The organism is Novosphingobium sp. BL-S-20 (genome assembly GCF_055521635.1).
This window is the reverse complement of record NZ_CM145494.1, coordinates 555017-574345: the sequence shown is the minus strand read 5'-3', so window position 1 is coordinate 574345 and position 19329 is coordinate 555017. Positions and strand designations below refer to the sequence as shown.

16 protein-coding genes and 1 tRNA gene are annotated in these 19329 nt (G+C 67.6%); 8 read left to right on the top strand and 9 right to left on the bottom strand.

Going from position 1 to position 19329, the window contains the following annotated elements; translation table 11 throughout:
• Nucleotides 1-93 precede the first annotated feature (93 nt).
• Nucleotides 94-888: a response regulator gene (locus ACZ1II_RS10410; protein WP_465146362.1), complete on the bottom strand. Its 795-nt coding sequence runs from the start codon at nucleotides 886-888 to the stop codon at nucleotides 94-96.
• A gap of 653 nt (nucleotides 889-1541) precedes the next feature.
• Between ACZ1II_RS10410 and ACZ1II_RS10405 the strand changes: the two genes are divergently transcribed.
• On the top strand, nucleotides 1542-3728 hold the full coding sequence (locus tag ACZ1II_RS10405; RefSeq protein WP_465146361.1) for an ATP-binding protein: 2187 nt from the start codon (nucleotides 1542-1544) through the stop codon (nucleotides 3726-3728).
• Nucleotides 3728-4666: an autotransporter domain-containing protein gene (locus ACZ1II_RS10400; RefSeq protein WP_465146360.1), complete on the top strand. Its 939-nt coding sequence runs from the start codon at nucleotides 3728-3730 to the stop codon at nucleotides 4664-4666. The genes ACZ1II_RS10405 and ACZ1II_RS10400 overlap by 1 nt, the downstream gene beginning before the upstream one ends.
• Nucleotides 4667-4690: 24 nt before the next feature.
• Here the strand turns inward: ACZ1II_RS10400 and ACZ1II_RS10395 are convergent, their stop codons facing one another.
• A complete protein-coding gene (locus tag ACZ1II_RS10395) occupies nucleotides 4691-6937 on the bottom strand; it encodes an FdhF/YdeP family oxidoreductase (protein WP_465146359.1) in 2247 nt (748 codons plus the stop codon).
• Here ACZ1II_RS10395 and ACZ1II_RS10390 point away from each other — a divergent pair.
• From ACZ1II_RS10390 to ACZ1II_RS10380, 3 genes are all read left to right on the top strand, one after another.
• A complete protein-coding gene (locus tag ACZ1II_RS10390) occupies nucleotides 6936-7085 on the top strand; it encodes a hypothetical protein (protein WP_465146358.1) in 150 nt (49 codons plus the stop codon). The two genes, ACZ1II_RS10395 and ACZ1II_RS10390, sit on opposite strands and share 2 nt — an antisense overlap.
• Nucleotides 7086-7144: 59 nt before the next feature.
• Complete coding sequence (locus ACZ1II_RS10385) at nucleotides 7145-8092, top strand: glycosyltransferase family 2 protein (protein WP_465146357.1); 948 nt, start codon at nucleotides 7145-7147, stop codon at nucleotides 8090-8092.
• A 113-nt stretch (nucleotides 8093-8205) separates the two neighbouring features.
• A complete protein-coding gene (locus ACZ1II_RS10380; protein ID WP_465146356.1) occupies nucleotides 8206-9363 on the top strand; it encodes an acyltransferase family protein in 1158 nt (385 codons plus the stop codon).
• 8 nt (nucleotides 9364-9371) lie between these two features.
• Here the strand turns inward: ACZ1II_RS10380 and ACZ1II_RS10375 are convergent, their stop codons facing one another.
• Nucleotides 9372-10847: a lipopolysaccharide biosynthesis protein gene (locus ACZ1II_RS10375; protein WP_465146355.1), complete on the bottom strand. Its 1476-nt coding sequence runs from the start codon at nucleotides 10845-10847 to the stop codon at nucleotides 9372-9374.
• A 347-nt stretch (nucleotides 10848-11194) separates the two neighbouring features.
• Nucleotides 11195-11281: transfer RNA gene (locus ACZ1II_RS10370), tRNA-Leu, on the bottom strand.
• Nucleotides 11282-11539: 258 nt separating this feature from the next.
• Here ACZ1II_RS10370 and ACZ1II_RS10365 point away from each other — a divergent pair.
• The gene (locus ACZ1II_RS10365) at nucleotides 11540-12487 is read left to right on the top strand and encodes a complex I NDUFA9 subunit family protein (RefSeq protein ID WP_465146354.1); all 948 of its coding nucleotides are present in this window, start codon (nucleotides 11540-11542) and stop codon (nucleotides 12485-12487) included.
• 75 nt (nucleotides 12488-12562) lie between these two features.
• On the opposite strand, the gene ACZ1II_RS10360 is transcribed toward ACZ1II_RS10365, so the two are convergent.
• From ACZ1II_RS10360 to tsaD, 5 genes are all read right to left on the bottom strand, one after another.
• Nucleotides 12563-13150, bottom strand: coding sequence for a hypothetical protein (locus ACZ1II_RS10360; protein ID WP_465147277.1), 588 nt, complete (start codon nucleotides 13148-13150; stop codon nucleotides 12563-12565).
• 135 nt (nucleotides 13151-13285) lie between these two features.
• Nucleotides 13286-14008, bottom strand: a complete 723-nt coding sequence (locus tag ACZ1II_RS10355; protein ID WP_465146353.1) for an OmpA family protein — start codon at nucleotides 14006-14008, stop codon at nucleotides 13286-13288.
• A 54-nt stretch (nucleotides 14009-14062) separates the two neighbouring features.
• Nucleotides 14063-15586, bottom strand: a complete 1524-nt coding sequence (locus ACZ1II_RS10350) for a lipopolysaccharide biosynthesis protein (RefSeq protein WP_465146352.1) — start codon at nucleotides 15584-15586, stop codon at nucleotides 14063-14065.
• Nucleotides 15583-16587 carry an NAD(P)H-dependent glycerol-3-phosphate dehydrogenase gene (locus ACZ1II_RS10345; RefSeq protein ID WP_465146351.1) on the bottom strand — a complete coding sequence of 335 codons (1005 nt, stop codon included), beginning with the start codon at nucleotides 16585-16587 and terminating at the stop codon, nucleotides 15583-15585. The genes ACZ1II_RS10350 and ACZ1II_RS10345 overlap by 4 nt, the downstream gene beginning before the upstream one ends.
• Complete coding sequence (gene tsaD, locus ACZ1II_RS10340) at nucleotides 16584-17618, bottom strand: tRNA (adenosine(37)-N6)-threonylcarbamoyltransferase complex transferase subunit TsaD (RefSeq protein ID WP_465146350.1); 1035 nt, start codon at nucleotides 17616-17618, stop codon at nucleotides 16584-16586. Before tsaD ends, ACZ1II_RS10345 begins: the two co-directional genes overlap by 4 nt.
• A gap of 60 nt (nucleotides 17619-17678) precedes the next feature.
• Here tsaD and hemC point away from each other — a divergent pair, with 60 nt between their 5' ends.
• Complete coding sequence (gene hemC, locus ACZ1II_RS10335) at nucleotides 17679-18623, top strand: hydroxymethylbilane synthase (protein ID WP_465146349.1); 945 nt, start codon at nucleotides 17679-17681, stop codon at nucleotides 18621-18623.
• Nucleotides 18624-18631: 8 nt separating this feature from the next.
• Nucleotides 18632-19327 carry a uroporphyrinogen-III synthase gene (locus ACZ1II_RS10330; protein WP_465146348.1) on the top strand — a complete coding sequence of 232 codons (696 nt, stop codon included), beginning with the start codon at nucleotides 18632-18634 and terminating at the stop codon, nucleotides 19325-19327.
• Nucleotides 19328-19329 lie beyond the last annotated feature (2 nt).

Sequence of the window (19329 nt, the reverse complement as noted above, 5' to 3'; positions counted from 1 at the left end):
GTCACGAGAAGGAGTGGAAGCGCGCCTTTGCGATCGGATTTCAGAAGCATTTCATCTCTGTCGCGGCACGGCTCATCGCCGGGCCGCAGTCTGTCACGCAGGTGAAATGTCTCCGGAAACCGACGGGACGAAAAGGTAGCCCTCGTTGCGCACGGTGCGGATGATATCGCCGCCGCCGTCGCCTTCCGCCAGCTTGCGGCGCAGGCGGGAGAGCTGGACGTCGATGGCGCGATCGTAGTGATCGCTGTCCTCGCCGCGCGACCAGTCGAGCAACTGGTCGCGGGTGAGCACCCGGCGCGGATGCTCGGCAAAGGCCTTGAGCAGGCGGAACTCACCGTCCGACAGCGAAATGACGCGATTGGCCGGATCGAACAGCAGGCGCAGGCCCAGATCCATGCGCCACCCGGCGAAATGGAGGCACTCGCCGGAATGGATGTCGTTGACCGGGCGCTGCTCGGGCATCGCGGAAGGCGAGACGATCCGCTCCACCGCCCCCATGTTGGCGCGGCGGCGCAACACGGTGCGGATGCGGGCCAGCAGCTCGCGCGGATTGCAGGGCTTGGCCAGATAGTCGTCCGCCCCCATCTCCAGCCCGACGATCCGGTCGACATCGCTGCCCACGGCGGAGAGCATGATGACCGGCGGGGCATCGGGACCGAGGCCGCGCAGGGCGGTAAGCCCGTCCTCGCGCGGCATCATCACGTCGAGCACGATAAGGTCGAAATGCCCGCGCGCGAGATGGTCGCGCATTTCGGCCGGATCGGCAGCCGTTTCGGTGGCATAGCCGTGCTTGCCCAGGAACTCGCTGATGAGCGAGCGGATGCCGTCATCGTCGTCGACGATGAGGATGCGGGTTTCGAGGTCCATCGGTGCGCGTTCTAGGATCATTGTGCGCCAATAGGAACCCCGTGTTCCACCCGGATTTCAGCCCGGATACAGCTTGCGACAAAATCGCGGCCACATTGCAATCTTCGTGAAATCCGCAGGCAAACTCGCACCGCAAGAAGCAGCGCCATGGACATTCAAGTTCGTCAGGTTCCGTCCTGGATGGACTGCAGCGCGGCACATGCGACACCCCCCGTCGTTTTCGCCGCAATGCTGCATTCCTCCGGAACGGCCGGAACCGCTGTTCGGTTAGCCACCGCCAAGGCGCCGAGCGGCGCCGGGTCCGTCGCAGCGACAGGTCACGTAGTCGCACCCGCCCTGTCCTGCGACGGCCCCGGAACCATATGCCCGATAGTGTCGTTGGGTCTGTTACCCGATACTGACACAAACCGGTGTTACCCGGCGCGGCAACGCACGGGTGCCGCCCGATGCGACAGAGTTTACCTTTCGGCACCGCAGGGGACACGGCTGCCGGACAGGACCCGAGGTGACCGTCCTCGCCAGTCGGCTTCGTGCCGCACGGCGGGGGCGCGGAGCGGGTTCGGTAGGGAAGTGTCCCTCTCTTCCGAGCCCGCCCCGCAAAATCGCCGGACACCCGCACCGATCAGTGATGCCGTGGCTCGAAATCGCCGCGAATTCGTGGCAATGGCTGGAATATGAGCCTGCCTCGCCCCGTCATGCCCCGACTTACCGGCCGACTCGGTCTGCCGCTGGCGATGCAGATGATCGTCATCCTCGTCTGCGCGCTGATCGGCGCCCAGTTGGTGACGCTCGGCCTCACAGTGATCCTGCCGCCCAGCCCGACTGCACGCTGGAACATCGACGAAGTCGCCAGCGCCCTCACCACCCAGGACCTCCCCGACCGGCTGGAGCGCAAGCCGATGGTCGGACCGCCCGATGTGAGCGGACAGGGCTGGCTGGTGTCCGAATCCTCGCGCGATGCCCTTGCCGAGCGTCTCGGGCGCGACAGCAGGGACGTCGTGCTGGCCTTCTATACCCAGCTTCCGGTCGGCGGTGTCGCGGTGCCGAGCAACACCCGCTCGCCGCTGGCGATCCTGAAGACCAAGTCCGTCCGCACCACCGAGATTTCCTCGCTGCTGGTCGGCTCGGCCGATGCCCAGTCAATCCCCGGCGGCCCGCCGCCCGGCGGCGCGGCAGGTCCCGGCGGCCTGCCCGGCGGGCACTTCCCCGGCGGCCAGATGCCGGGTGGGATGCCGCCGGGCGGAACGATGCCCCGCGTGCCCTCGATGCCCCATTCATCCCTGCCGAACGGCGGGCGCCCCGGCGGTCAGGTACCGGGCGCGGCCATGCCCGGCGGCAAGATTCCAGGCTCTCCGGCCGCTAATCCCGGCGGCGCCCGGCCAGGCGGCGCCAATCCAGTTAGCGGACGTCCGGGTGGACAGAATCCCGGAAACGGCAGTCCCGGCCAAGGGGCTGGTAATCAGTCCGGTGCCCCCGGCAGCTCCACCGGCTATCCCTCCAGCGGCATTCCGAACCAGGATGGCCAGCCCGGCCAGATCATCGCGCCCGGCATGCGTCCGGGCGGCGCCCTCGGCCCGGTGGGCAGCGGCACTTTCGGCTCGGGCCTGCCTGCCCCGGCCATGCCGAGCATGAACGACATTCCGCGCGCTACCCTGCCGATCGCCACGCCGGAACCGATCGCCCGGCCCACGCTGAGCAGCCGCCCGGTCACGGTCTCGATTCCCTTGCCGCCGGTCACGCTGGCCTCGCCGACTGTTGCACCCGGCGCTGCCGCTTCGCGCGCGGCCACAGGCACTGTCGAAAACGCCACCACGCCGCAGCCCGCGATCCCCGGCAAGCCGCAGCCGATCCCCTTCCGCCATTCGGGCGGCAGTTTCTTCGCGCTGACCTCACCGCCGTTCATCGAAGGCGATTTCGTCGCCGCAACCCGCCAGCCAGACGGTCAGTGGCTGGCCGTCGCCCCGCGCGCCGAGCCTTTCCCCAATGCCTGGCAGAAGCGGGTGATGCTGTGGTTCGCGCTGTCGCTGGCGATCATCAGCCCGCTCGCCTGGCTCTTCGCGCGCCGCATCGTCGTGCCGCTCAAGGACTTCGCGCAGGCCGCCGAACAGCTCGGGCGCGATCCTTCGGCAACGATCCTGCCGCTGTCCGGCCCGGCCGAGATCGGCCGCGCCGCCAATGCCTTCAACCAGATGCGCTTCCGCCTGCGCGCCTTCGTGGACGACCGCACGGCGATGGTCGGCGCCATCAGCCACGACTTGCGCACCCCGCTCACCCGCCTGCGCTTCCGCATCGAGGACGTACCCGACGACCAGCGCGAAGGGCTGCTGAAGGAAGTGACCGAGATGGAAGCGATGATCAGCCAGGTCATCGCCTTCATCCGCGACGCCTCCACGCCGGGGCCGCGCAAGCGGGTGGACTTCGCCGATCTCATCGCCGGCAGCGTCGCCGATGCCCAGCTCGTGGGCGGAAAGGTGACGATCGAGCACAATGTGCACATCCCGGTCGAGGTCGACCCGGTCGGCATCCGCCGCCTGCTCGGCAACCTGCTGGAGAACGCCATCAAGTACGGCGATAGCGCCAAGGTCCGCGTCAGCCTGCTCGACGGCGAAGCCGTGGCCGAGATCGTCGATGCCGGTCCCGGCATTCCCGAGGACGAGTTCGACCGCGCCTTCGAGCCGTTCTACCGCTCCGAAACCGCGCGCAAATCGGGCCAGAAGGGCACCGGACTGGGCCTTGCGGTCTGCCGCTCGATCGCCCGCGCCCATGGCGGCGATGTCAACTTCGTGCATGGCGGAGACGGTTTCGCCGCGCGCGTGACCGTGCCGGCGGCCTTCGACCCGACCCTGCGAAAGGCCGCCTGATGCCGCGTCTGATACCGGCATGCCTGCTCGCGGCGGGCATGACCGCCCTGCCCGTCGCTCCCGCCGCACTGGCACAGGACACCGCCGCCGAAACCGTAACGGAAGCCGAAAGCACGGACGATACGGCACCCGAAACGCCGAAACCCGCACCCTGGACGGTCACTGCCTCGGCAGGTGTGAGCAACCGCGACGACGGCCCCGACGGGTCGTGGCAGGCGCTCTCGCTGACGCGGCAGGTCGGGCGCGGCTATGTGCGCGGCGGGCTGATGCGCTACCACGGCACATTGATGCAGGCCTTCACCGCGCTGCCTTCCGACTACTACGTCGGCACGCTCGGCGCGGGCGGCAATTTCGACAACTGGGTGGTGGACGGCTGGGCCAGCTATGGCCGCCAGGACTACGGCCGGATCACCACCGACTGGGGCACGCGCCGCGAGAGCACCGGCGCCAGAAGCAGCGCCTATTACGCGGTGGGCGGCGATTTCGGGCGAATCTTCCCGCTCTCGCCGCGCTGGTTCGTGACGCCGACGGTCGTCGGCTCCTACGCGCTGGGCCGCCTGTTGCGCCCGGCCCCTGACTTCACCGGGCTGGTCGACCTCGAAACCCGCGAGCCGACCTGGACGCTCGGCAGCACCGTGCGCGTGGACCATGCCTTCGGCCGGAACGCCGATCACTATGCCGGTCTCTCGGTCTCCCGCAACTGGACGAGCAATGCCGTCTCGCAAGTCACCGGCGGCCAGTTCGAGGACCTGAACGACATTCCCCGCTCCGGCCTGCTCGATGCGCAGCACTATTCGGACGCCTGGTGGGAAGTGGGCGTAAGCGCCAACATGAAGCTGACGGACCGCCTGCACCTCGATCTCTATGCCTCGCGCAGCTTCGATGCGCTGGCGGGGAACACGACTTCTGCAGGGATTTCCTTGCGCAAATCGTTCTGACATTCCTCCCCCGGCGGGAGAGGGTCACGCCGCTCGGGCGATCACCACGGGGATCGACTTGTAGGCCGGGGTTCCGCTGACCGGATCGAAATCCTCCAGCGGCACCAGACAGTTCGCCTCGGGATAATAGGCCGCCAGCGAGCCGCGGGCGATGGCGTGCTTGACCACCGTGAAGCCCTTGAGCACGCGCCCCGCCGTCGTGGTCACATCGACCAGATCGCCATGTGCGAGACCCAGCATGCCCAGATCGACCTCATTGGCGAAGATCACGTCGCGGCGGCCGGTCACGCCGCGGTAACGATCGTCGAGGCTGTAGATCGTGGTGTTGTACTGGTCGTGGCTGCGGATCGTGGTGAGCAGCAGCGGCCGCGCGCCTTGCTCCACTTCCACCGGATGGGCGATGAACTGCGCCTTGCCGCTGGGGGTGTTCCAGACGCGGTGATCCGGCGCGATGGTCAGGCGGAAGCCGCCCGGCTCGCGGACGCGGCGGTTGAAGTCGTGGAAGTCGGGATAGACCTGCTCGATCCCCTCGCGGATGCGGTCGTAATCGGCCACCAGCGCGTCCCAGTCGATCAGGCTGCGTGGCATCGCCGCCTTGGCGAGACCGGCAACGATCGCCGGTTCCGAGCGCACCAGCGGACCCGGCGCCTTCAGCTTCCCGCGCGAGGCATGAACCATCGACATGCTGTCTTCCACGGTCACGAACTGCGCCCCCGTGGCCTGCTCGTCCAGCTCGGTGCGGCCGAGACAGGGGAGCACCAGCGTCTCCTTCGCGGTGAGCAGGCAGGTGCGGTTGAACTTGGTGAGGATGCTGACCGAGAGATCGAGCTTGCGCACCGCCGCGAAGCAGGCCTCCGGATCTGGCATGGCGACGGCGAGATTGCCTCCGAGACCGATCAGCGCCTTCGAGCGCCCGTCGCGCATGGCCTCCAGCGCTTCGACGGCATTGTGGCCGTGCTCGCGCGGCGAGGTGATGCCGTACGTCGCATCGAGCCGTTCGAGCATCGCTTCGGCGGGAATCTCGGTGATGCCCACGGTGCGGTCGCCCTGCACATTGCTGTGACCGCGCAAGGGGCAGATGCCTGCACCGGCCTTGCCGAAATTGCCGCGCAGCAGCAGCAGGTTGGCGATCGACTGCACGTTCTGGGTGCCGTGGCGATGCTGGGTGATGCCCATGCCGTAGCAGACGATCACCCGCTCGGCATTGATGTAGACCCTGGCCATCGACTCGATGGCGTCGCGCGTCAGGCCGGATGTGGTCTCGATCCAGTCCCACGAAGTCGCTTCGAGATCGGCCCTCAGCGCATCGATCCCCTCGGTATGCTCGGCGATGAAGGCATGGTCGAGCGCGTCGGCCTCGATCACCAGCTTCATCATGCCCTTGAGCATCGCCATGTCGCCGCCGATACGGACCTGATGATAGGCCGAAGCCAGCGGCGTCGCGTGGGTGGACAGCATCTCGGTGGGATGCTGCGGCGACTTGAAGCGCTCCAGCCCGCGCTCGCGCATCGGGTTGGCGACGACGATCGGCACCCCCCGCTTGGAGGCGGCAGCGAGGGTCGAGAGCATGCGCGGGTGGTTGGTGCCGGGATTGTGGCCGATGCAGAAGATCGCATCGGCATGGTCGAAGTCTTCCAGCGTCACCGTGCCCTTGCCGATGCCGATCGACTTTGGCAGCCCCACGCTCGTCGCCTCATGGCACATGTTCGAGCAGTCGGGGAAGTTGTTGGTGCCGAACTCGCGCGCGAAGAGCTGATAGAGGAATGCCGCCTCGTTGGAGGCACGGCCCGAGCAGTAGAATTCGCAGGCATGGGGATCGTCCAGATCGCGCAGCACGGCACCGGCGCGGGCAAAGGCCTCGTCCCAGCTTAGGGCCACGAAATGGTCGGTCTCGGGATCGTAGCGCAGCGGCTCGGTGAGGCGCCCGGCGTCCTCCAGCCTGTGGTCGCTCCAGGTCCAGAGTTCGCTGACGCTGTGCTGCGCGAAGAAGGTGGGATCGACGCGCTTGACCGTCGCTTCCCAGGTCACCGCCTTGGCACCGTTCTCGCAGAACTCGAACGAGGACGTGTGCTTGGGGTCGGGCCAGGCGCAGCCGGGACAGTCGAACCCGTCGGGCTGATTCATCTGTAGCAGCGCGCGGGTATCCGGGCTGGCCTTCATCTGCTCGCGCACCGTGCGCGCGACGGCGCCCAGCGCGCCCCAGCCGCCCGCCGGCCCCTTGTAATCGCCGATGCCTTCGAGATTGCCTTCCGCAGTGTGATTTTCGGCCATGAACCCGGTTCCTTTTCGCCTGTCCGGCATAGCCAATGGAACGCGCGAAAAACAGCATGGCTGCGCTCAAGTGCCGCCGCGAAAAATGCAAGGCCGCGTCACGGACACGACCTCCCTCGCCGAGGGCCTCAAGTTCAACTTCATCTGACCGGCGCGTTCGGATAAAAGGACGGAGCGCTCACCTTCCAGAAGGCAGGAGCCATTGCGATGCCACAGGAACAAGTGACGGTCGTGATCCCCGCTTATCGCGCCGCCGATTCCATCGAGAGAGCGGTATTGTCCGTCTTCGCGCAGCCCGGGATCGCCTGCCGAGTGATCGTGGTGATCGACGACGAGGAAGGCCCGACCGAAGCCGCCACCAAAGCCACCCTCGCCTCGCTGGACGTCAAATCGCTGACGATCACGATCAACCCCGGCAATCTGGGCGCGCAGAAAAGCCGTAACCGGGGCCTGAAGGCCGTGACGAGCGACTGGGTCATGTTCCTCGACAGCGACGATTTCGTGATGGGCGACCTGCTGCGAGGCCTCGTTCAGGCGCTGGAACAGGGCGCCGATGTCGCTTTCGGTCCCTGGCTGCTGCTCGACGAAAGCCGGGGCCGGGCCGAGCGGCATCAGGAACGGTATATCGACGCCGCCGACCTACTCGACCGCTGGCTGGTGCGCCGACAATGGACCCCGCCCTGCGCGGTGCTCTGGCGTACGGCGTTCCTGCGCGGGATCGGCGGGTGGAAGGAAAGCGTCCGCCGCAACCAGGACGGCGAACTGGTCTGCCGCGCCCTGCTCGCCGGGGCGCGACCGGGTCATTCGCGACAAGGCTGCGGCGTCTATGTCCAGCACGATTCGCCACACCGAATCTCGCTGAGCCGCTCCACTTTCGGTGACCTGATCGCGGTGGCGGAAGGTCTGCTGGAACAGCCGACCGAAGCCATCGAGGAAGCCCGCAGGCGCAAGATTCTGGGCGACTACTTCTACTGGCTGGCCGATGGCGCCTTCCGCCGCGGCGACCGCGAACAGGGCCGCCGCGCCCGGCAGCGCGCAGTGGAACTGGGAGGGGCGCTACCCATGGGATCGCCGCTGCTGCTGCTCGGTGCCACCGTACTCGGTCTCGAAAACTTTCGGCGGGTGGCGTCCTGGGGCGCACGGAATCGCACCTGATCCCTCTGCGCGCCGAAGGTCGCACCACTGCCCCTTTCGGATAATTGCATCGCCGCGCGAAACCGCAAAGCATGGCGGCCCGCTCTCCGCCCCCTCCAGCAGAAGGGCATTCGATGCCAGCCTCCCCCCCAGCTGCCCGAGAACATCATTGGGATGCCGTCCGCGGCGGCCTCATGCTGCTCGGCATCCCCTATCACGTCGCGCTCGCCTATCGTCCGGGACGGGCCTGGATGGTGCCGGTGATGGAGAGCGATCCGCTGATGACCGACCTCGCCCATGTCATCCATGTCTTCCGCATGCCCGCTTTCTTCCTGATCGCCGGCTATTTCAGCGCCCTGCTGCTGGCCCGCCGGGAGGCCCGCGCCTGGCTGCGCGGCCGCTTCGTCCGGCTCGGGGTGCCGCTGCTCGTCTCGCTCGTCACCATCGTCCCGGTGCTCAACTGGCTGGCGGCGACGGTGCGACCGGACAGTCCGCCCGGCCTTGCCGCACTCTATCCCACGACCGGCACAGTGCTGCGCCATCTCTGGTTCCTGGTCGTGCTGCTCTACCTCCAGTCCCTCACCGCGCTGACCTGTCTCATCGCGCCGAAGCTGCGGACCATGGCCCTGCCGGAGCGCTGGGACGCTCTGGCAGCCCGGCGCTTCTTTCCGGCCTTCCTCCTCGCCGCGACCGGCCTGGCCGTCTACGGCGCGCTCGTGCTGGGCCTCGCCCGCTCCGCCCTGCCGGAAGACGGCCTCGCGCAGGGGCTATTGCGCATAGCCGACTTCGTGGCGGCGCTGCCCTTCTTCGTCATCGGCATGGTGCTGCACCGCGCGCCCGCCGTCCGCGCCGCTTTCGACAGGCCGCGCCTCGCCGTGATCGCGCTGACCCTAGCCGCCACCGCCGTCGCGCTCCATGCCGACCACCAGCGCAACTGGATTCTGGAGCGCAGCGCCGGCGGGTTCGCCGCGCTCGGCTGGGCGCAGACGCTGATTGCGCTGGGCCGGACCTTTTTTCACCGCGAACGCCGCGGAGTCCGGATGGTCGTGGATTCCTCACTGGTGGTCTATCTGTTCCACCTCCCCATCGCCATCGCCCTCACCATCGCCGGTTACCGGGTGCAATGGGGCGTCTGGCTGGAATGGTCGCTGATCAGCGCGGCGACTTTCGCCGCCGCCTTCGCGATCTGGCTGATCGTCCGCAGCGTGCCGATGCTGAATTTCCTTTACGCCGGAGTGCTGCCGCCTCGCCGAGCCGCTACTGCGGGAACGCCGTCCACTGCCACGCCGTAAACGGCCCCTCAGGCCCGGCTACGCCGCAGCCGCTCGGGCAGGAGGTTTGCAGCGAGACTCAGCATCTCGCCCATGGCCCAGCGCCCGCCCTTCGTGCAGGCCTGCGCCGCAGCCGCGCCGCCGTAACTGGCGATCACCGCCAGAGCGATCAATCCCACGGCGGACATATTGCCGCCTTTCGCGGCCTGAACCACAGCCCAGGCAAACAGCCCGCCGACCAGCGAGGGCAATTGCACGAAGTACATGAAGGACTGCGCGATCGGCGTATCCTTCGTGGCGAAGTAATAGAGCAGCGGCTGCGAGGCGAGCTGGCCGAGGAAATAGGCACAGGCCACGCCCACCGCCCCCCAATGGACACCGATCAGGAAGCTGACGATCGAGACGGTGCTGGAGAACATCCCCCAGTACATCATGCGCCGGGCATTGCCGGAACTGATGTAGAGCCATCCGGTCGTATCCGGCACGCATTGCACGATCGCGGTCAGACTCAGCCAGAAGAAGATCGGACTCGCCGCCGCCCAGCGCTCGCCCAGCAGCAGCGGCACCAGCTCCTCGCTGCAGATCGCCGCCGCCAGGATACCCGGCATCGCCCCCAGGACCATGGCCCGCAAGGCCAGCTCGTAAACACGGCGATACCGTGCGGGTTCGTCGCGCACCCGGCTCAGCACCGGCAACATGATCCGGCTGAGCGGCTGGTTGATGTTCTGCAAGGGGAACAGCATGAGCTTGTAGCTACGGTCGTAGAGTCCCACCGCGTTCGCCCCCTCGGCCTTGGCGATGATGACGTTGTCGAGGTTGCGGGCGAAGAAATTGACCAGGTTGAAGCCCGTCAGGTTCGCACCGAAGACCGCCAGCTTGCGCACCCCGGCAAAGGAAGCGCCAAGCCGGGGGCGCCACTTGCAGGCCCGCCACATCATCGCCGTGCTGATCGCCGCATTGAGCATGATGCCCATCCAGATCGCCCAGTAACTCCGGAGGATCAGCGCCGCCAGCGCGGTCAGCACGAAAGTGCCGATGGACACGATCACATCGTTCACGCTCAGCGCTTGGAAGCGCATCTCGCGATTGAGCAGGGCCTGGTGTTGCAGCTTGAAGCCGGTGATCAGGATCGTCAGCCCGGTGGCCGCAGTGACGTATCCCGCCCGCGCATCGCCGTAAAAAGCGCCGACCGCAGGCGACAGTACGACCATGACCAGCGCAGCCGCCGCCGAGACCAGCACATTGAGCCAGAACAGCGCGTTAGAATGCTCCGGATCGAGGTCTCGCGCCTGCACCACGGCCTGTGCGAAACCCAGATTCTGGACGGTCATGACGAAGCCGGTAAGCGGCGCCACCATGGCCGCCACGCCGTAGTCCGAAGGCGAGAGAATGCGGGCGACGACGATCGTCGTCGCCATCGTCGCCAATATCTTCACGAGTTGGGAGACGGCGGTCGATGCCACGCCGCGGGTGGCACGACGGCCCATTTCCTCGGTTTTCGCCATCGTCCGCCTTGCTCTTCCACCGCTGCCAGGACCGATCGGCGCGACGTGGTAGGGAAGATGGCCGAACGGCTTCCCCGCGATACGCCCCGCCGGAAGCCGCAGATTAGCCGCGCGCCCGGCGGCGCACCATCACCACAAAGAGCCAAGTTTCGGGAATCTCACGAGTTCATCGGATTATTCCAGCACCACTGCTCACCCCGAAGGTTCGGGCCTTGCCCGAAGGGGGTGCTCCGAAAGGCGTATTGCGCCTCGGCTGCCGAAATTTTCGAGGAAATGGAATGTGCAAGGCACATACGACTAGGGGCCGCCTTGCGGCGGCCCCTGCCGTTTCTCAGCTGCCTGAGAAATGGTGCCCAGAAGAGGACTCGAACCTCCACGCCCTTGCGAGCGCCAGCACCTGAAGCTGGTGCGTCTACCAATTCCGCCATCTGGGCACGGAAGCGAGGGGGCCGTTTGTGCCGTCCTCGCCGGGTAGGAGGGCGCCTCTAAGCGGGTCCTCGATTCGTGTCAACGGCCCTCCTTCAACTTTTTTCAAATCACACGAAAAAAGGCAAAATCCCGGTCCAGCGCCTGCCGCCGGTTGCTCGGGAACCGGGCTTGTGCCAAGGGCGCTTATCATGCGCGAAACCGGCGCAGGCGGCTATTTTCTCCTTCAGCCGCGCCTGCGCCACGCTGAAGGACCCGTTCTGATCATGAGCCAAGCCACCGACCCTCTCTACGGCAAGATCGTCACGCTGCTGGGCGGCAGCGGCTTCGTCGGCAAGCACGTTGCCCAGGAACTGCTCGCCCGCGGCGCGCGTCTGCGTATCGCCAGCCGCAACCCCAAGAAGTCCTACGCCCTGAAGCCGCTCGGCAATATCGGCCAGGTACAGTTCGCGGGCGTCGACGTGACCAAGCCCGAATCGCTGGCCGAAGTGCTGGCCGGATCGGATGCCGTGGTGAACCTCGTGGGCGCCTTCACCGGCAATCTTGACGCCGTGCAGGGTGAAGGCGCAGGCCGCATCGCCGCTGCCGCCAAGGCCGCCGGTGCAACGGCCTTCGTCCACATCTCGGCCATCGGCGCGAACGCCTCGTCCAGCGTCGCCTATGCCCGCACCAAGGCCGAAGGCGAGAAGGCCGTGCTGGCCGCCTTCCCGGCCGCGACGATCCTGCGTCCCTCGGTCATGTTCGGCCCGGACGACAACTTCCTAATGATGTTCGGCAACCTCGTCTCGCGCCTGCCGGTCCTGCCGGTCTTCGCCCCGCAGGCGCAGCTCCAGCCGATCTTCGTGGATGACGTCGCACTCGCCGTCGCGGAAACGCTGAGCGCGCCCGAAGTGCACGGCGGCAAGACCTTCGAGATCGCCGGTCCGGAAGTGATCTCGATGGTCAACCTCAACAAGCGCATCGCCGCAGCCGCCCAGCGCGACCGCAGCTTCGTGGAACTGTCCGACGGCATCTCCAGCCTGATCGCCGCGCTGCCGGGCACGCCGATCAGCGGCGACCAGCTCAAGCTGCTCAAGGCCGGCAACGTCGCCAGCGGCAGCCTGCCCGGTCTCACCGACCTTGGCATCGCCCCGCGTCCGCTGGAACTGTTCCTCGACCGCTGGATGACGCCGTTCCGCAACCACGGCCGCTTCGGCACCAAGGCTGCAGCCTGAACCTTCCCAAGCGGGAAACGGAAAAGGGGCGGGAAGTTCGCACTTCCCGCCCCTTTTGGCGTTCTGGTCTCTGGCTCAGAGCTTTCCGAACTTGCCTTCGTAAGCGCCAGTATCGCCGCTGGCGAGAAGGCGCGCCTGCTCGACCCAGTTATCGCGGCGCGGGCGACCCGCGAAGGCGCCCAGCTTGCCGTCGAGTTCGTCGAGATCGGCATCGCTCCAGGCCGCGATCTGTTCGAAGCGGGTGATCCCCAGCGCATGAAGAAGGGTCAGCATCTTGGGGCCGAGGCCCTTGATCTTGCGCAAGTCATCGCCCTCAGGGGTCGCAGCGACGGGCGCTGCTTCCGGCTCCGCCGCGATGGTTTGAGGCGGAGCCTTTGCCGCGTCCACTTCCTCTTGCGCGGCCACCGCAATCACTTCGCCGATACCGGCCATCGTTCCCGCCATGGCCGGGGGATCGATGTGGACCGGAGCCGTGAACTGCGCGGCGGGCGGGGCATCGTCTATCAGCGCCTGGTTGCGCTGTGCCGGGGCCGCACCTTCGTCCAGCACGTCGGGACGGTGCTGGCGCGGCGCAGGCTTGGAGGCGCGCGCGAACAGCCAATAGGCAATCGCGATGCCGACCAGCAACGCAACGACGAATATCAGCCAATTGGCCGAAATCATTTCCACCACAACTTATCCCTTCCGGTTCCACACCAGCCAACCGATGCCGAAGCCCGCCATATAGGTCAGCAGCACCGAAACGGCCATCTCAAGCCATAGCGGCATCGGCGGCTCCTTTCATCGTAATTTGCGTCCTCATTCCGCACCCGGCGTATCGATCGGCGTCGGCTTGATCGGCGCACTCGCGATCACCGAGAACTCGATGCGGCGATTGGCAGGGTCGAGCGGGTCCAGCCCCTCGATCGGCGTCTTCGATCCCAGCCCCGCAGCCCGCAGCCCGTCGGCGGGAATGCCGCGCCCGATCAAGGCCCAGCGCACCGATTCCGCCCGCGCCAGCGAGAGCGCCTTGTTCGCCTCCGGATTACCGGTGGCGTCGGTATGGCCGGTCACGGCGATGATGCTGCCGAGGCAGGGGCGCAGCGCTTTTGCCACTTCGTCGAGCAGACGCTCACTGACCGGGTCGATCCGGGCACTCGCTTCTGTAAAGCGGATCGTGCGCGAGGCGAGGATGGCCTCGACATCGTTCTGGCAGCGCAGCTTGGCCACCTGCCCCTCGCCGTCGCGGGTCCAGCGGATGCCGCCGATCCCGGCCACGTCATCGACCGCGGCGGCGACCCGCGTGCGGGTCTCGGCATCGAGGTCCTTGCCGCCCGACAGCACCGGATGGCGGGTCAGCCAGCCGTACCGGTCGCGAAAAGCGAGAGTGACGCCCTTGCCCCCGGCGCGGTCGCGCGCCGCCTCGGCATCGTGCTGGAGGCGGCCGATGAAGACCGGGCCTTCCATGCGGGTCGAGACGAAGGAAAGTGCCAGACAAAATGCGGCACCGGCGGCAACGATGGAAGCGCGGCGGGGATTCATGCGGGAAAGCCTAGAGCAAGGCTCTCCGCTGCGAAACCACCTGAGAGACGGAAATCACGCGGTTTTGGTCTTCTGGAACAGCTTGCGGTCTTCGGGGCCGAAAGCCTTCTTCCAGATCACCAGGAAATAGGAGCCGAGGATCGCGGGAATGCCGAAGGCCAGCGCCGCCCATTCCGACAGGAACCGGGTAGCGAGATAGCCCAGCACCACCGCAGGCGCCGCCGCCCAGACCAGCGCCCAGCGCCAGTTGTTGATCGGCTCCTTGAGGTAGCCGGCCAGCATCTTCGACTTCACCAGCGAGGCGAAGCCCAGCGAGACCATCAGCGCGGCCGCCGCCGTGGCGGCCTGGAACAGCGGATTGTAGCCCAGCTTCTGCATCGCCAGAATCCCGCCCAGCGTCAGCACCGCCTGCAGCGCGATCGTCACCACCGAGACCACGAGGTTGCGCATGCGGGCGACGTAGACGAGCGCCGCCTCGCTGACGACGGCCGTGGCCGCCACCACTTCGGCGGCGAGCAGGAAGGCCAGCGCTCCGGTGCCGCCGACGAACTCGCGGCCGACGAGGCCCATCACGCCCGCGCCCGGAATGCCCAGCGCCAGGGCGATGCCGGCCTGCGCGGCGGTGATCCAGAAGCCCACCTGACAGACCTGCCGCGCGATCGCCGCATAGTCCTTCTGCTTGAGATTGCGGGTGATGACCGGGCCGAGCACCGGCTCGAAGCTGGTCTTGAGCTTCTGCGGCAGGCTCGCGACCTGCTGTGCGGCATAGTAGACACCGACCGCCGAGGATGGCGCCAGGAAGCCGAGCAGGAAGATGTCGACGCGGCGGGTCGCCCATTCGATCGTGTCGGCCAGCGCGATCGGGGTCGAGCGCAGCGCCAGCCGCCGCATGTCGCCGAAGCGCGGACGCCAGCCTTGCGGCAACCCGTATTCGCGGATGAAGGGAATGAAGGCGGTGATTGCCGCCGCCAGCACCGAGCCGATATAGGCGATCGAAAGCCCGCTCTCGGGCGCGACCCAGATCATCGCCCCGGCAAGGATCGAGATCGTCCACGGCTCGACTATCGCGCGCGACCAGACCGTGGGCGTCACCCGTAGCCGGTAGGCGAGCGCCGCCAGCCAGATCTCGGTCATCGTCAGCGGCAGGATGGCGATCACCATCAGCCGGTCGATCTGGGTATAGTGCCCGCCGGGGAACATCGGCGCGGGCACCAGCCAGAAGAACAGCGCCGCCACGCTCGATGCGATCAGGGCGATGACCATGCCGTCGGCGATCACGTTGGCCGGATGGGCCTGCCCCTCGCTGTCCGACAGGCGCTGCGCGAGGCCGCGCTTCTCGCCCATCGTGCAGATCATCGAGGTCAGTTCGATCACCACCAGCGCCGAGGCGAAGCGCCCCAGCGCCGCCGGGCCGTAAACCGAGGCGCGACCGGCGATGAACAGGAAGGGAATGCGCGCGGCAAGGCGCAGGAAGAACCCGAAGAGATTGGTGCGGCCGCCCTTGGCGAGCGCCGCGATATCGTCGTGTTCCTTCTTGGCCTGCTCCGCTGCGGTGCGGCTGGCGACGGCGTCGGTCAAGAAAGCGGCTCCTGCTCGGCACGCAGCGGGCGGGCGAGAATCTGGGCGACGACCTCTCCGGCCGGGGCCTTGCCTTCCAGCAGGCGGCAGACGGCCTCGGCGATCGGCATCTCGATGGCATCGCGGCGGGCGATTTCGGCGAGAACCGGCGCAGTCGCGGCGCCTTCGGCCACGGAATTCTTGCCCGAAAGCGCTTCGGCGGCGGTCAGCCCCTGCCCGAGCGCGAGGCCGAGCGAGAAATTGCGGCTGGAGGTAGAGGAACAGGTCAGCACGAGGTCTCCAAGGCCGCAGAGGCCCGAAAGCGTTTCGCCGCGGGCGCCGCGCGCCAGGCCGAAACGCAGCATCTCGGCATAGCCGCGCGCGATCAGCGCCGCGCGGGCATTCTGGCCGAGTTTGAGGCCGTCGACGACACCGCAGGCGATGGCGAGCACGTTCTTCACCGCGCCGCCGATCTCGGCCCCGATCACGTCGTCGGAATAATAGGGGCGCAGCGCAGGCCGCGCGATGACCGGCGAGAGCCGCTGCCACTGCGCCTTGCCGCCCGAACAGGCCAGCGTCACTGCAGTCGGCAGCCCGGCAGCCACTTCATGGGCGAAAGTCGGGCCGGAAAGCACCGCGATCTCGGCAGTCGGCACGGCGCCTGCCGCGACTTCGGCCATGAGCCGCCCGCTGCCCGCCTCGATACCCTTGGCACAGAGCACCAGATCGCCCGCGAAGCCGAGCGCCGGAAGCTGCGCCAGCACGCCGCCGAGGAACTGCGCGGGAACCACCGCAAGCAGCACCGGCAGCGCCGCCAGTTCGGCAAGGTCGCTCGTGGCGCGCACCGTCTCCGCCAGTACCGCGCTCGGCAGATAGGTCGCGTTGCGCTGCTCGGTATTGATGCGCTCCACCAGCTCCGGCTCGCGCGCCCAGAGCAGGACTTCGCTGCCGTCGCCCGCGAGCGACTGCGCCAGCGCGGTGCCCCAGGCACCGGCGCCGATCACGCCAATCTGAGCTGTCATGCCTTCACCCCCGCGCCGCGCACGGTCTCGGCATCGGGATCGAGCGGCCAGCGCGGGCGCGCGGCAACGTCGAGCGGGTCTGACTGGCCCATCGCAAAGCGTTCGACGCCCGCCCAGGCGATCATCGCCGCATTGTCGGTGCAGAGGCCCAGCGGTGGGGCCACGAAATCGAGGTCGTAGTCGGCGGCCAGCGTTTCGAGCGCGCCGCGAATCGCCTTGTTGGCGGCGACGCCCCCGGCAACGACCAGGGCATTGACCTTGCCGACCGAATCCAGCGCGCGCCGCGCCCGGTCGATCAGGCAGTCGATCGCGGCCTGCTGGAACGAAGCGGCGATATCGGCATCGGCATATTCGCCGGACTGCTTGGCGCGCATGACCGCGCTCTTGAGGCCCGCGAAGGAGAAATGCGGCTCGTCCGAGCCTTTCAGCGGGCGCGGCAGCGGCACCGCTTTGGGATTGCCCTCCAGCGCCAGCCGCTCCATCGCCGGGCCGCCCGGATAGCCGAGGCCCAGCAGCTTGGCGGACTTGTCGAAAGCCTCGCCCAGCGCGTCATCAATGGTCGTGGCGAGACGGCGGAACTTGCCGACGCCTTCCACCAGCAGGATCTGGCAGTGCCCGCCGGAAACCAGCAGCAGCAGATAGGGATATTGCAGATCGCCGTCGGCAAGCCGGGGCGAAAGCGCATGGCCTTCGAGGTGATTGACGGCGATCAGCGGCTTGCCGGTCGCCATGGCCAGCGCCTTGGCGGTGACGAGGCCGACCATGACCCCGCCGATCAGGCCGGGACCGGCAGTCGCGGCGATGGCATCCACATCGTCGAGCGTCATCCCGGCATCGGCCAGGGTCGCCTCGATCAACGGCGCGATCTTCTCGGAATGGGCGCGCGCGGCGATTTCGGGCACGACGCCGCCATATGGCCGATGCGCCTCGTCCTGCGAAGCGATGCGCTGGGCGAGAATCGTGCGGTCGCTGGTGACCAGCGCCGCTGCCGTCTCGTCGCACGAGCTTTCGATGCCCAGTACAGTCCGCATTCCAACTTTCCCTGAACGACCCTTCCACTGGACGACATTGCCGGGTAGCACAACCCGCCGATGACGACGCAAACAGACACGCAAAAACAAAACTTCCGCCTCGGCACCCGCCGTTCGCCGCTGGCGATGGCTCAGGCCGAGGAAACGCGCGACCGGCTGGCCGCCGCACACGGAATCGATCCCGCGCATATAGAGATCGTTGCCGTCACCGCCAGCGGCGATCGCATTCAGGACCGCGCATTGGCGGAAATCGGTGGAAAGGCGCTGTGGACGAAGGAGCTGGACGCCTGGCTGGCGAGCGGTGAAATCGATTTTGCCGTCCATTCCGCCAAGGATGTCGAGACAATTCGCCCCGAAATGTTCGCGATCGGCGCGATTCTCCCCCGCGAGGACGTGCGCGACGTGCTGGTGGGCGCCGAGAGCATCCGCGCGCTGCCGCAGGGCGCCGTGGTCGGCACCAGCGCGCCGCGCCGCGCCGCGCAGCTGCTCCACGCCCGTCCGGACTGCAAGGTCGTGACCTTCCGGGGCAATGTCGCCACCCGCCTCGCCAAGCTGGCCGCCGGGGAAGCCGATGCGACCTTCCTCGCCGCCGCCGGATTGAAGCGCCTTGGCGAAACCGGAACCGGCCATCCGCTGGACGCGGAGGACTGGCTCCCCGCCCCCGCCCAGGCCGCGATCATGGTCGAATGCCGTGCCGGCGATGCGCGCACACTGGCCTTTCTCGCCGCCGTCGATGACGCGGAGAGCCGCGCCTCGGTGCTTGCCGAACGCGCGTTGCTGGCGGGCCTCGGCGGAAATTGCCATAGCCCAATCGCCGTCCTCACCCGCCACGAGGGCGAAGCGCTGATCATGCGCGCGGCGCTCTACAGCCCGGACGGCGCGGAAAAGGTCGAGGGCGAGGCCCGCTTCGCCGCCGGCGATCCCGCAGGCCCGGCCCACCTCGCCGCCGACCTGCTCGCCCGCGCGGTTCCGGCCATCGCGGTGCATTTCAGCGGCGCCGCCTGAGCCCCCTGATGCCGCCGGTCATCGTCATCCGTCCCGAACCGGGGACTTCGGCAACGATAGCGGCAGCGGAGAAACTGGGGCTTCAGGCTCACGGCTTTGCGCTGTTCGCAGTCGCGCCGCTGCCATGGGATCCGGCCCCGCGCGAGGAAGTAGACGCAGTGCTGCTCGGCAGCGCCAATGCCCTGCGCCACGGCGGCGCGGAAATCGGCCGCTATCGCGGCCTTCCCGCCTATGTGGTCGGCGCGAAGACCGCCGAGGCCGCGCGCGTGGCCGGACTGAAGGTCGTGAGGATTGCCCACGGCGGCCTGCAATCGGTCATGGCCCACCTCGCACCCGAACATAGCCGCCTGCTGCGCCTTGCCGGACGCGAACGTATCGAACTTGTCCTCCCCGGCGGCCACACGATGATCACCCGCGAGGTCTATGCCAGCACACCGCTCGCCATGCCTGCCGAATTGACGGCACTACTCGAACAACCGGCGGTCGTGCTGCTCCATTCGGGCGAGGCCGCCACCCATTTCGCTGCCGAATGCACGCGCCTCTCGGTCGACCGACGCCGGATCGCCCTCGCCTGCATCGGCCCGCGCGTGGCCGAGCGGGCCGGAAACCATTGGATTTCCGCGCGCAGTGCCCAGACACCCGACGATGCCGCACTGCTGGCCTTGGCCGCCGAGATGTGCAAAGACTTCCCCTCGGGATCGTAAAC

Coding starts and splice junctions, on each gene's coding strand:
- ACZ1II_RS10410 (WP_465146362.1), bottom strand. CDS start 888: ATGATCCTAGAACGCGCACCGATGGACCTCGAAACCCGCATCCTCATC.
- ACZ1II_RS10405 (WP_465146361.1), top strand. CDS start 1,542: ATGAGCCTGCCTCGCCCCGTCATGCCCCGACTTACCGGCCGACTCGGT.
- ACZ1II_RS10400 (WP_465146360.1), top strand. CDS start 3,728: ATGCCGCGTCTGATACCGGCATGCCTGCTCGCGGCGGGCATGACCGCC.
- ACZ1II_RS10390 (WP_465146358.1), top strand. CDS start 6,936: ATGAACCCGGTTCCTTTTCGCCTGTCCGGCATAGCCAATGGAACGCGC.
- ACZ1II_RS10395 (WP_465146359.1), bottom strand. CDS start 6,937: ATGGCCGAAAATCACACTGCGGAAGGCAATCTCGAAGGCATCGGCGAT.
- ACZ1II_RS10385 (WP_465146357.1), top strand. CDS start 7,145: ATGCCACAGGAACAAGTGACGGTCGTGATCCCCGCTTATCGCGCCGCC.
- ACZ1II_RS10380 (WP_465146356.1), top strand. CDS start 8,206: ATGCCAGCCTCCCCCCCAGCTGCCCGAGAACATCATTGGGATGCCGTC.
- ACZ1II_RS10375 (WP_465146355.1), bottom strand. CDS start 10,847: ATGGCGAAAACCGAGGAAATGGGCCGTCGTGCCACCCGCGGCGTGGCA.
- ACZ1II_RS10365 (WP_465146354.1), top strand. CDS start 11,540: ATGAGCCAAGCCACCGACCCTCTCTACGGCAAGATCGTCACGCTGCTG.
- ACZ1II_RS10360 (WP_465147277.1), bottom strand. CDS start 13,150: ATGATTTCGGCCAATTGGCTGATATTCGTCGTTGCGTTGCTGGTCGGC.
- ACZ1II_RS10355 (WP_465146353.1), bottom strand. CDS start 14,008: ATGAATCCCCGCCGCGCTTCCATCGTTGCCGCCGGTGCCGCATTTTGT.
- ACZ1II_RS10345 (WP_465146351.1), bottom strand. CDS start 16,587: ATGACAGCTCAGATTGGCGTGATCGGCGCCGGTGCCTGGGGCACCGCG.
- tsaD (WP_465146350.1), bottom strand. CDS start 17,618: ATGCGGACTGTACTGGGCATCGAAAGCTCGTGCGACGAGACGGCAGCG.
- hemC (WP_465146349.1), top strand. CDS start 17,679: ATGACGACGCAAACAGACACGCAAAAACAAAACTTCCGCCTCGGCACC.
- ACZ1II_RS10330 (WP_465146348.1), top strand. CDS start 18,632: ATGCCGCCGGTCATCGTCATCCGTCCCGAACCGGGGACTTCGGCAACG.